Raw genomic sequence first — 12319 nt, forward strand, 5'->3', positions numbered from 1 at the left:
CCGCGAAGAAAACGGATCGCGGCGCGGATCAAGGGAGGAAGAGATGAAGGCATTTACCATTTCACTGGCGCTCGCCGGGGCAATCGCGGCGTCCGCCGCCGGCGCAGACACCATCCGCGCCACCAGCGGTTTCGGTCCGGCCCATGTGCTGGCCACCGCCATGTATCCGGAAATCGACGCCCGGCTACAGGAATTCACCAATGGCGCCTGGAACCTGAGCGATACGCCCTCGGGTCTGGTCGCGCCGAACGAGATGAGCACCGCGCTGCGCGATGGCGTCTCGGAGATGGGCGGGCTGCTGCTGCCCTATTTCCCGGCAGATTACCCGGAATCGGCGCTGCCCTCGGAAGTGTCGTTCCTCGGCAGTTCGAACGCGGTCGTCTCGGCGGCGGTGACCGAATATCTTGCCACCTGCGCGGAATGTCAGGCCGAGTTCAACGGCAACGGCCAGGTCTATCTGGCCTCGGATGCGACGCCGGCCTATAACCTGCTGACCATGAAGCCGGTGCGCAGCACCGCCGACCTGAAGGGCCTGCGCGTTCGCACCGGCGCGCCGCTTTATGCCGCCTTTATCGAGCAGCAGGGCGGTATCCCGGTTCAGATGCCGTCTTCGGAACTGTTCGAATCGCTCAGCTCGGGCGTCATCGACGGCACCTTCTCGGCCAATCATGAGATCGTCGCGAACCGCCTTGGCGACGTGGTGAAATATGTCACCGAAATCGAGGAAGGCGTGTTCAACGGCGCCGCCACCGGCACCGCCAGCGCGCTTCTGTGGTCGCGGATGTCGCCCGAGGACCGCGCCGCACTGGCCCGGGCCACGCAATACGGCATCGGTCAGGCCATGGCGGTCTTCCACCGTGACGCAGAGGCGGCGCGCGAGACTGCGGGGCTGGAATTCATTCCCGCCGACGACACGCTGAAAGCGGCGAAGGAAGCCTTCAATGCCGAATATCTGGCCGGCGCCGCCGCCCGCCTGGAAGAGCGTGGCGTGACCGACGCGCAGGCCAAGATCGACCGTTACACGGCGCTGATCGAGAAATGGGAAGGCCTGATCACCCCGGACATGACGCCCGAGGAAATGGGTCAGGTCCGCTATGACGAGATCTTCGGCAAGCTCGACATGGCTAGCTACGGCCAGCAGTAACGCCCTGACACACTTGTCCGCGCCGGGTGATCCGGCGCGGCACCCCATCCGCCTCGGGGAGGACGCGGAATGAAATCCATCGAGACTGTGATTGCGCGGGTCAGTATCGTTCTTGGCTCTCTCGTGCTGGTCGCCATGATGATGCAGGTCGTGGTCGACGTCTTCATGCGGACCTTCCTGGGCACCGGCTTTCCGGCCACGCCCGATCTGGTCGGCAAGTATTACATGGTTGCCGTCAGCTTCCTGCCGCTGGCCATGACCGAGATCCACCGCCGCCATATCGAGGCCACGATCTTCACCCAGAAGCTGACCGGCCTGCCGCGCAAGGCGGTGTTCCTGTTCGGCTTCGTCGTCGCGCTGATCGTCTTCGCGGTGATGGCATGGGGGTCTTTCGGTGAGGCGATGAAACAGACCGGGCGCGGCGCCTATATCGAGGTCGGCACGGCGCATTTCCCGACCTGGCCCAGCTATTGGATCCTGCCGATCTCCTTCTCGCTGATGATCGTCGTTCTGGTTCTGCGCATCATCGAGATCCTGACCGGCCAGTTCGATGATGGCGAGGCCGACCCGCTGGAGGAAATCCAGTCCCACATGATGGAGGCCGACTGATGGAGCCGTTCACGATTGGACTTCTGGCGCTTGCCGGCCTTCTGCTGCTGATCGGGCTGCGCGTCCCCATCGGGGTCAGCCTGATCGCGGTCAGCTTCCTGGGCATCTGGGGCATTGCCGGATCGCTTCCCGCCATGTCGATGCTGACGACGATCCCCTATTCGTCATCCGCAAGCTGGACGCTGAGCTCGATCCCGATGTTCCTGCTGATGGGCTATATCGCCTATCATTCCGGCCTGACGCGGGGGTTGTTCGAGGCCGCGCGCGTCTGGTGGGGCTGGATGCCGGGCGGGCTGGCCATCGCCTCGCTGGCCGGGGCCTCGGGCTTTGCGGCGGTGTCGGGTTCCTCCGTCGCCTGCTCGGCTGCCATCGGCCGCATCGCCATCCCCGAGATGCACCGCCAGGGCTATGACCTGCGCATCGCCACCGGTTCCGTCGCCGCCGGCGGCACCATCGGGGCGCTGATCCCGCCCTCGATCATCCTGATCCTCTTCGGCATCCAGTCGAACAGCAATATCAACTCGCTTTTCCTTGGCGGGCTGTTCGTCGGGCTGGCCTCGCTGGCCTTCTATATCGCCGCCGTGCTGGTCGTCTGGGCGCGCAATCCCGAACGCCTGCCGCGTGCCGAGGCACATTCCATGGGCGACCGCTGGGGCAAGACGCTGGAAATCTGGCCGGTTCTGGTCCTGATCATCGCCGTGCTGGGCGGCCTTTTCGGCGGCTTCTTCACCGCGACCGAGGCCGGCGCCTTCGGGGCCTTCATGGCCATCGTGATCGGCCTTGTCCGCCGCTCGCTGACCTGGGGCGGGTTCAAGGAAAGCATGGTGGACACGCTTCTGTCCTCGGGCGGGCTGTTCATCATCGCGGTCGGCGCCAACCTGTTCACGCGGCTGGTGGCGATGTCGGGCCTGTCTGCCGAGATCGGGCAATTCGTCGAGGGGCTGGGCCTGAACAGCTTCATGCTGCTGCTGCTGATCACGCTGATCTACCTGGCCATGGGCATGTTTCTGGAACCCATCGGGGCGCTGCTGCTGACGCTGCCGCTGTTCCTGCCGCTGATCCAGGCGCATGGGATCGACGTGATCTGGTTCGGCCTGCTGGTCGCCAAGCTGCTGGAGATCGGCATGATCACCCCGCCTGTCGGCCTCAACGTCTTCGTCATCCATTCCGTCGCGCGCGATTATGTCCGGCTGGAGCAGGTCTTTGCGGGGATCATCCCCTTCCTGCTGGCCGATTTCGCGCTCGTTCTTACCATGCTGCTGACCCGCGGCCTTTTCTGAGGAGCCTCTGCCATGAAGATCGACAAGCAGATTGCAATCGTCACCGGGGCCGGCAGCGGCCTGGGCGAGGCGACGGCACGCCGGCTGGCCGCGCAGGGCGCGAAGGTGGCGGTGCTGGATCGCAGCCTCGATGCCGCGAAGGCGGTCGCGGGCGGGATCGGCGGGCTGGCGCTTGGCGCCGATGTCACCGACCAGCAGGCCATCGCGCAGGCCTTTGCCGAGATCGAGGCCGAACTGGGCGCTGCCCCCCGCATCGCCGTCAATTGCGCCGGCGTCGGCACCGCCGGGCGCATCCTGCCGCGCGAGGGCGACCTGAACATCGACGCCTTCGAACGCACGGTGAAGATCAACCTGATCGGCACCTATACGGTCATGGCCCATGCCGCGCGCGGCATGGCGGCGCAGGACCCGCTGGACGCCGACGGCGCGCGCGGCGTGATCGTCAACACCGCCTCCATCGCCTATCAGGACGGCCAGATCGGGCAGGCGGCCTATGCCGCGTCCAAGGGCGGCGTCGCCTCGATGACCTTGCCGGCGGCGCGCGAACTGGCCCGTGTCGGCATCCGCGTGATGACCGTGGCCCCGGGCCTGTTCGAGACCTCGATGTCGGCTGGGCTGACGCCCGAATTCAAGAAATCGCTGGAAGCCAGCCTGCCCTTCCCCTCGCGCATGGGCTTGCCCGACGAATTCGCCATGCTGGTTCAGCAGATCGTCGAGAACCCGGTCCTGAATGGCGAGGTGATCCGTATCGACTGCGCCGTGCGCATGGCCCCGAAATAAGGAAAAGCAAGATGACCAAGGGCAAATATACCGAAGGCCGGATCGACGGCCGCATCGCCGAGCTGGAACTGATCCGCGAGGAAAAGCGCAACGCCATGTCCGATGGGCTGATGGCCGAGATCGAGGCCTTCTATGCCGCGCTTCCGTCCGATGTGCGCGTGGTGATCCTGCACGGGCGGGGCGGGCATTACTGTTCCGGGCTGGACCTGGCCGAGCATGTCTCGCGCAGCGCCGAGGAAGGCGTCTACCATTCACGCAACTGGCAGCGGGTCATGGACATGATCCAATATGGCGGCACCGTCACCGTCAGCGCCATGACCGGCGCGGTGATCGGCGGCGGGCTTGAACTGGCCTCCTCGACCCATGTGCGCATCGCCGAGCCGTCGGTGATCTTCCAGCTGCCCGAGGGCCGGCGCGGCATCTTCGTCGGCGGCGGTGCCTCGGTCCGGGTGGGCCGGATCATCGGCCCCGACCGCATGGTCGAGATGATGCTGACCGGGCGCAAATACAATGCCGAGGAAGGGCTGCGCCTCGGCCTTGCCCATTACGCCGTGGGCGAGGGCGAGGCCCTGCCCAAGGCCCGTGAACTGGCCGCGACCATCGCCGATAACGCGCCGATGTCGAACTATTTCATGGTCCAGGCCCTGCCGCGCATCCATGACATGTCGCGCTCGGACGGGTTCTTCGCCGAAAGCCTGGCCGCCGCGCTTGTCCAGACCACGCCGGATGCGGCGGAAGGGCTGAACGCGTTCCTTGAAAAACGTCAGCCGGTCTTCCGCTGACCTCGCGCCCCGAAGGGAGATGACGATGACCGATATCCCGCCCCTGACCCCCGACAATATCGAAGAGCGTGCCGCCTGGGCGCGCGCCCATACCGCGACCGAATGGGTGCCCCATGACACGTTGCGAGAGGATCGGGCCGATGGCACCATCATCCTGCGCGCCGCGCAGCCGATGGACGAGGTTGCGCCCAATACCGGGCATTGGCTGCATCTCTGGGCCGAACGCACGCCCGACAGCGTGGCCCTGTCCGAACGCGCCGATCCGGCGGCGGCGGGCGGGGACTGGCGCAATGTGACTTATGCCGCGCTGCTGGCCCATGTCCGGGCGGTGGCCTCGGGGCTGCTGGCGCGCGGGTTGGGGCAGGGCGACACCATCGCCTTCATGTCCGGCAACAGCGTCGATCACCTGATCCTGTCCTTGGCCGCGCAATATGTGGGCGTCCCGGTGGTGCCGCTGGCCGAGCAGTATTCGCTGATCGAGGAAGCCCATGGCCGGCTGGTCTTCGTGCTGGAGAAGGTGCATCCGAAACTGGCCTTCGTGGACGATGCGGGCCGCTATGCCGCCGCCCTGCGCCTGCCCGAGCTTGCCGGGGTCGAGATCGTCGCCAGCCGGACCGAAGGCGCGCCGCGCGAGGTGACCGCCTTCGCCGATCTGCTTGCCACCGCCGATCAACCCGATCTGGACAAGGTCCATGCCGGCGTCGGGCCGGAGACCCTTGCGAAGATCCTGTTCACGTCCGGTTCCTCCAGCGAGCCCAAGGGCGTGCTGACCACCCATGGCATGATGTGCGCCAATCAGGCCCAGCACAGCCCGATCATGCCCTATCTGCGCAGCCACCCGCCGCGCGTCACCGACTGGCTGCCCTGGAACCATGTCTTCGGCGGCAGCGCCAATGTGAACATGATCCTCTCGAACGGCGGCACGCTGACCATCGACCTCGGCAAGCCGACCGCCCGGGGCTTTGCCACCACGCTTGCGAACCGGCGCGAGCATCCGGGCACTTTGGCGTTCAACGTCCCCGTGGGCTTCGCCATGCTGACCGAGGCCGCCGCCGAAGATGCCGAGATCCGCGCCAAGCTGTTCAGCGAGTTGGACCTGATCTTCTATGCCGGCGCCTCGCTGCCGCAGGAGGTCTGGCTGCGCCTCGAACGCTTCTGCATCGAGGAACGCGGGGGCCTGCCGATGATGGCCTCAAGCTGGGGGCTGACCGAGACCGCGCCGGCCTGCGTCATGGTCCATGAACCCATCGGGCGCTCCGGCGTGATCGGGGTGCCGATGCCGGGGGTCGAAGTCAAGCTGATCCCCGATGATGACATGCGCTGCGAGATCCGGGTGAAGGGGCCGAACGTCACCAAGGGCTATTTCAACGACCCCGAAAAGACCGCCGCCGCCTTCGATGAGGAAGGCTTCTTCATCACCGGCGACGCGGTGCGTTTCGTGAATCCCAAGGACGCCTCGCGCGGGCTGATCTTCGACGGCCGCGTGTCCGAGGATTTCAAACTGCTGACCGGCACCTGGGTGCAGGCCGGCACGCTGAGGATGCAGGTGCTGGACCGGCTAAAGGGGCTGGTGCAGGACGTGGTCGTCTGCGGTCACGACCGGGGCGAGGTCGGGCTGTTCATCTTCCCGATCCCGCGCAGCGTCTCGGACGCCACCCAGTCGCAGGGCGCGCTGATCGAGCCGCATCTGGCCGCGAGGATCGAGACCGAGTTGCGCGACATGAACGCCGCCGTCACCGGATCGGCCAAGCGCATCACCCGCGCCATGATGCTGGCCGAGCCGCCCTCGCTGGCCGATCACGAGGTTACCGACAAGGGCTCGCTCAACGTCAAGAAGATCCTGACCCGCCGCGCCGATCTGCTGGAACGGCTTTATGACAACGAAGACCCGGCGCTGATCCGCGTCTGAGGAGGTAAACATGGTCGATTTTTCCAAAGTCCGCGCCATCGACATCCACACCCATGCCGAGGAACCCTGCGGCTGCCATGCCGATGACGGCTATGACGATCTGCAGACGACGATGGCCAGCTATTTCGGCGCGCCCTGGCAGCATCCGCCGACCATCCCGCAGACCGCCGCCCATTACCGCGAACAGAACATCGCCGCCGTCATCTTCCCCGTCGATGCCGAGCGCGAGACCGGCTATCGCCGCTATTCCAATGACGAGGTGCTGGAACTGGTGAAGAAGAACGACGACGTTCTGATCCCCTTCGCCTCGATCGACCCCTGGAAGGGCAAGATGGCGGTCCGCGAGGCCCGGCGCCTGATCGAGGAACACGGCGTCAAGGGCTTCAAGTTCCACCCGACCATGCAGGGCTTCTACCCGAACGACCGCATGGCTTACCCGTTCTATGAGGTGCTGGCCGAACACAAGTCGGTGGCGCTGTTCCATACCGGCCAGACCGGGGTCGGCTCGGGGATGCACGCCGGCAACGGGATGCGGCTGAAATATTCCAACCCGATGTATCTCGACGATGTCGCGGTGGATTTCCCCGACATGAACATCATCGCCGCGCATCCTTCCTTCCCCTGGCAGGAAGAGGCGCTTTCCGTCGCGCAGCACAAGCCCAATGTCTATATCGACCTGTCGGGCTGGTCGCCGAAATACTTCCCGCCGATCCTGCTGCGCTATGCCAACACCATGCTGAAGAAGAAGATGCTCTTCGGGTCGGACTGGCCGATGATCTCGCCGGAAAAATGGCTGGATGCCTTCGACAAGGCCGATTTCCGCGACGAGGTGCGTCCGCTGATCCTGAAGGAAAATGCCATGCGCCTGCTTGGCGTGGCCTGATTTCGTTACCTGATTTCGCGGCGCGAGGAGGCGCTGCCATAGGAGGAATTGCCATGAAATCCGTTCTCTACAGCAGCGCGGCGCTGTTCTTCGCCGCACCTGCCTTCGCGCTCAGCTGCGACGGGCTGACGCCCGAAGCGCTCGGGCTGGAGGGCGTGACTTTCACCGAGGTCGCCGCGGTGCCGGCGGGCGAAGACAGCCCGGCCGCGCAATGCCGCATCAGGGGCCGCATGGCCGAACGCAGCGGCAGCGATGGCCGCGACTATGCGCTGTCCTTCGAGCTTGCCTTGCCCGAGGACTGGAACGGCGATTTCGTCCACCAGTTCAACGGCGGCAACGATGGCGTGGTAAAGCCCGCCACCGGGGCGCTGGAATCCGGCACCGGCGATCAGTCGCCGCTGGCGCGCGGCTTTGCCGTCATCAGCAGCGATGCCGGCCATGACGGGGCGCTGTTCAAGGATCGCGGCCTCGCCGGCGGTTCTGCCTTCGGGCAGGATTTCGAGGCCCGGCAGATGTATGGCTACAAGGCCGTGGCCACCCTGCAACCCGTGGCGGAACAGATGGTCGAGGGGTTCTATGAACAGCCCATCGCCCATCGCTATGGCATCGGCTGCTCCAATGGCGGGCGTCACGCCATGGTCGCGGCCTCGCGGATGCCGGACACGTTCGACGGGCTGCTGATCGGCGCGCCCGGCTTCCACCTGCCGCGCGCCGCCGTCCAGCACGCGCTCGATGCCCAGAGTTTCGCCGCCGTGAACGCCGATATCCGCAAGGCTTTCGCGCCCGAGGATCTGCGGCTGGTCGCGGATGGCATCCTTGCCGCCTGCGACGGGCTCGACGGGCTGCAGGACGGTCTGGTGAACGACACCGCCGCCTGTCAGACGGCTTTCGACGTGATCGCGCTGCAATGCGCAGAGGGGCAGAATTCGGCCTGCCTCTCGCCCGGGCAGGTCACTGCCTTGCAGACCATCCATGCCGGGCCGAAAGGGGCCGAGGGCCAGCAGCTTTATGCCGACTGGGCCTGGGATCCGGGCATGGCCGGGGCTGACTGGCGCTTCTGGAAGCTGGAAAGCACCGTCCCGCCGTGGGAGAACATGCCAATCATCGCGGTGATGGGCGCCTCCTCGCTGGCGCAGGCCTTCACGGTGCCGCCGACCGAGGTGGGGGGAACGCCGCAGGACCTGCTGCAATTCCTGCTCGATTTCGACATCGCCACGCAGGCGGGCGAAATCGACGCCACCAGCGACGCCTTCCCGGAATCGCCGATGCAGGTCATGGCCCCGCCCGGCTCTGACAACCCGGAACTGACCGAATTCCGCGATGCGGGCGGCAAGATGATGATCTATCACGGCGTCGCCGACCCGGTCTTTTCGGTCAATGACACCGCCAACTGGTTCGCGAAGCTGAACGCGAATAACGGCGGCGATGCCGGTTTCGCCCGCTTCTACCCGGTGCCGGGCATGAACCATTGCCATGACGGGCCGGGCGCCGACGCTTTCGACCTGCTCACCCCGCTGGTCGCCTGGGTCGAGGACGGAACCGAGCCCGGCCTCGTCACCGCCACCGTCCGCGCCGATAACGAGGATGCGCCCGAGGCTCTGCGGGGTGCCACCCGTCCGCTTTGCGCCGCCCCGCAGGTGGCGCGCTTCAAGGATGGCGATGCGGCAAGCGCTGCCAGCTTCGCCTGCGAGGAGTGACCATGACCGAGTTCCACGCGCCCGTTGACGATATCCTGCAGTCGCTGAACCTTGCCGGGCGCGACCTGCCCGGCTGGGACGGCGAGACGGCAGCCGAGATCGTCGGCCATTTCGCCAGCTTTGCCGAGGGCGTTCTGGCGCCCCTGGACGAGATCGGCGACCGTCAGGGTTGCCGGCTGGAAAACGGCCGGGTGCGGATGCCGGACGGCTTCGGCGACGGCTTCCGCCAGCTTGCCGAAGGCGGTTGGCAGGGGCTGCGCGTGCCCGAGGAATTCGACGGCATGGGGCTCGATGCGATGATTGCGGCGGCGGTGTCCGAGATCTTCTCGGGCGCGAACCACTCCCTGCAGATGGTGACCAATCTGGTCCCCGGCGCGGTCGAGGTGCTGCTGCATTTCGGCAGCGACGAGCAGAAAGCGCGTTATATTCCCGCGCTTGCCGGGGGCGAGTTGCTGGCGACCATGGCCCTGACCGAGCCGGGCGCGGGATCGGACCTTTCGGCGATCCGCACCCGCGCCGTGCAGGATGGCGGGGGTTGGCGGATCGAGGGCGAGAAGATCTTCATCTCCGGCGGCGATCAGGACATGTCGGCGGGGATCCTGCATCTGGTTCTGGCGCGTTCCGGCCCTGCCGATAGCGGGGTGCGGGGGCTGTCGCTGTTTCTGTGCCCCTCCGATCTGGACGGCGCGCGCAACGCCGTCACCGTCACACGCATCGAGGAAAAGATGGGCCTGCACGCCTCGCCCACCTGCCAGTTGGCCTTCGACGGAGCGCAGGCGGACCTGATCGGAGAGGAAGGCGGCGGGCTGAAGGCGATGTTCACGCTGATGAACCATGCCCGCATCGACGTGGCCCTGCAGGGCGTGGCCCATGCGGCACGGGCCGCCGATCTTGCGCGTCGTTATGCGGCCGAACGGGTGCAGGGCCGTGGGGCGGATGGCCAGCCCGTCACCATCGACCAACACCCGGACGTGGCCCGCATGATCGCCGAATGCGACCGCATCGCCCGGGCTGGCCGGCATCTGTGCCACCTGACCCAAGCGGCGATCGAGCGCGGGGATGCGCGCGATTTCGTCGATTTCATGACCCCGATCTGCAAATATGCCTGCACCGAGGGCGGCATCCGTGCCGCCGATCTGGCGATACAGGTGCTGGGCGGTTACGGCTATCTGCAGGAATACCGGGCTGAGCAGAACTGGCGCGACGCCCGCATCTGCTCGATCTACGAAGGCGCGAACGGCATCCACGCCCGGATGACCGCGACCCGTGGCCTGTCGCTGAATGGCGGTGCGGGCGCGCGGGCCTTCGCGGCCTTCCTGCGCGAAAGCGACGCCGCGATGGTCGATGCGGCAGCGGCGTGGGAGGCTGAGGCCGCGCGCCTTGCCGCCCTGTCCGATCCGCTGCCCGAGGCCCATGCCTTCATGGAGATGACCAGCGATCTGGCGCTGCGGGCGAGCGCGGCGCGCCTTGCTGCCGGCTGAGCGGTCTTGATCTGATCGGGTCCGGCGGCGCAGATTGTCCGAAAAAGGATGCTGCCATGACCCGGACCACACCCCCAGACCACGCCGCCAACGAGGCGGTCAATCCGCACCCCAGGGGGCAGGCATGAGGTTTTACGGCTATTTCCGCTCGTCCTCGGCCTATCGCTGCCGGATCGCCTTCAACCTGAAGGGCATCCGCCCCGAGACCGAATTCGTCAATTTGCGCGACGGTGTGCAGCGTCTCGAATCGTTCCGGCGGATGAACCCGCAGGGTCTGGTGCCGGCGCTGGATACGGGCGAGGGGGTGCTGACCCAGTCGCTTGCCATCGTCGAATGGCTGGATGAAACCCACCCCGCGCCGCCATTGCTGCCGCCCGATGCCATTGCCCGCGCCCATGTCCGCGCCTTCGCCCAGATCATCGCCTGCGAAATTCACCCGCTGCATAACCTGCGCGTGCTGAACCATATCAAGCAGGCTTACGGTCAGGATCAGGATGGGGCGGATGCCTGGTGCCGGCGCTGGATCGGCGAGGGGCTGGCGGCCTGCGAGGCGATTGCCGCCGCCCGCACCCATGCTGGCGCCTTCACCTTCGGCGATACGCCCGGGCTTGCCGATATCTGCCTGATCCCGCAGATGTTTGCCGCCGACCGTTTCGGACTGGACCTGCAACCCTTCGGCCGGTTGCGAGAGATCCGCGCCGCCTGCGACGCGCTTCCCGCCTTTGCCGAGGCACATCCCGCGAAGCAGCCCGATGCGGTCTGAGGCCGTTCAGGCAAGGCCGAGCCTTGTCACCGCTTCGCCCGCCGCGCGGGCGAAAAGCCGCATCTCGGGCGTTTCACGGTCCGAGGTACGGCGCATCAGCCCGACCGGCCCCTCGGTGCCCTGCGCATCGAAAGGCAGCCGGACCAGCCGTCCATCGGCAATCTCGTTTCCGACCACGCCCGAGGAAATCACCCAGACCGCATCGCTGCGTGCCGTATGGACTCGACCGAAAGCGCCCGAGACGGTCTCGATCCGGCGCAGGGGGATGGGGATGCCTTCTGCGATCAGCCAACGTTCGACGAAAGGCCGGATCGCGGCCCATGGCGGCGGGAAGATCACGGTGAATTCCTCGGTCAGGCGCTGCAATGAGGGGTTTTCCAGGATCGGATGGCCGGGGCGGGTGACGAAGACCACATCCTCCAGATAAAGCTGCGCGAAGCTGAGGCCGCGCATCGTATCCGGCGCCCCGAGCCGGCCCAGCACCAGATCGAGGCTGCCGGCGCGAAGCTGGTCGGTCAGGTGCTCGTGCGAGCCGTCGGCGATGGTCAGCAGCAGGTCCGGCGCGAGGTCTTCCAGCACCGTGACCAGTTCCGGTAGCAGCCGCGCCGCGACCGAGGGCAGCGCCCCCACCCGCAGCCTTGGCACCGATTGGCGCAACTGGTCCGAGGCCCCGTCGAGCCCGCGTTCCAGCGCGCCGAGGCCGGCCTGCGCGAAATCGAACAGCACCTCGCCCTGCGGTGTCAGATCCACCCCGCCGCGTCCGCGCGTCAGCAGGCAGCTGCCGAGGATCTCCTCCAGTTCCGCCAATGTGCGTGAAATCGCCGGCTGGGTCAGGTTCAGCCGCTCTGCCGCGCGTTTCAGGCTGCGCGCCTTGGTGATTTCGACGAAGGCCTCGATATGGCGGAGCTTGATTCTGCGATCCATTACTTACCTGTTTTGGTAATCATATGGCGCATAATCTCAATTTTCATGCCGATTTCCATATGCAATC

Annotated in this window: 11 protein-coding genes; 10 read left to right on the forward strand and 1 reads right to left on the reverse strand. The window is 66.3% G+C overall.

Features of this window, described 5'->3' with window-relative positions:
- The first annotated feature begins 43 nt into the window (after positions 1–43).
- The 10 genes from Q0330_RS04615 to maiA all read left to right on the forward strand — a co-directional run bounded on the left by Q0330_RS04615 (position 44) and on the right by maiA (position 11328).
- The gene (locus Q0330_RS04615) at positions 44–1144 is read left to right on the forward strand and encodes a C4-dicarboxylate TRAP transporter substrate-binding protein (protein ID WP_299475123.1); all 1101 of its coding nucleotides are present in this window, start codon (positions 44–46) and stop codon (positions 1142–1144) included.
- 69 nt (positions 1145–1213) lie between these two features.
- Positions 1214–1753 carry a TRAP transporter small permease gene (locus tag Q0330_RS04620; RefSeq protein WP_299475126.1) on the forward strand — a complete coding sequence of 180 codons (540 nt, stop codon included), beginning with the start codon at positions 1214–1216 and terminating at the stop codon, positions 1751–1753.
- Positions 1753–3033 carry a TRAP transporter large permease gene (locus Q0330_RS04625; protein WP_299475129.1) on the forward strand — a complete coding sequence of 427 codons (1281 nt, stop codon included), beginning with the start codon at positions 1753–1755 and terminating at the stop codon, positions 3031–3033. Before Q0330_RS04620 ends, Q0330_RS04625 begins: the two co-directional genes overlap by 1 nt.
- Positions 3034–3045: 12 nt before the next feature.
- The gene (locus tag Q0330_RS04630; protein WP_299475134.1) at positions 3046–3813 is read left to right on the forward strand and encodes an SDR family NAD(P)-dependent oxidoreductase; all 768 of its coding nucleotides are present in this window, start codon (positions 3046–3048) and stop codon (positions 3811–3813) included.
- Between the two features lie 11 nt (positions 3814–3824).
- Positions 3825–4595 (forward strand): crotonase/enoyl-CoA hydratase family protein, encoded by a 771-nt coding sequence (locus Q0330_RS04635; RefSeq protein WP_299475137.1) that lies wholly within the window; start codon positions 3825–3827, stop codon positions 4593–4595.
- A 25-nt stretch (positions 4596–4620) separates the two neighbouring features.
- Positions 4621–6504, forward strand: coding sequence for a feruloyl-CoA synthase (locus tag Q0330_RS04640; protein ID WP_299475140.1), 1884 nt, complete (start codon positions 4621–4623; stop codon positions 6502–6504).
- Positions 6505–6514: 10 nt separating this feature from the next.
- A complete protein-coding gene (locus Q0330_RS04645; protein ID WP_299475143.1) occupies positions 6515–7387 on the forward strand; it encodes an amidohydrolase family protein in 873 nt (290 codons plus the stop codon).
- Between the two features lie 53 nt (positions 7388–7440).
- Positions 7441–9084, forward strand: a complete 1644-nt coding sequence (locus Q0330_RS04650) for a tannase/feruloyl esterase family alpha/beta hydrolase (protein ID WP_299475146.1) — start codon at positions 7441–7443, stop codon at positions 9082–9084.
- Between the two features lie 2 nt (positions 9085–9086).
- On the forward strand, positions 9087–10565 hold the full coding sequence (locus tag Q0330_RS04655; protein WP_299475149.1) for an acyl-CoA dehydrogenase family protein: 1479 nt from the start codon (positions 9087–9089) through the stop codon (positions 10563–10565).
- A gap of 124 nt (positions 10566–10689) precedes the next feature.
- Complete coding sequence (maiA, locus tag Q0330_RS04660; RefSeq protein ID WP_299475152.1) at positions 10690–11328, forward strand: maleylacetoacetate isomerase; 639 nt, start codon at positions 10690–10692, stop codon at positions 11326–11328.
- Positions 11329–11334: 6 nt separating this feature from the next.
- Here maiA and pcaQ read toward each other — a convergent pair whose 3' ends face one another.
- Positions 11335–12252: a pca operon transcription factor PcaQ gene (pcaQ, locus tag Q0330_RS04665; RefSeq protein ID WP_299475155.1), complete on the reverse strand. Its 918-nt coding sequence runs from the start codon at positions 12250–12252 to the stop codon at positions 11335–11337.
- Positions 12253–12319: the final 67 nt, after the last annotated feature.

Source organism: uncultured Paracoccus sp. (genome assembly GCF_937873615.1).
In the GTDB taxonomy this organism is placed as follows: Bacteria; Pseudomonadota; Alphaproteobacteria; order Rhodobacterales; family Rhodobacteraceae; genus Paracoccus.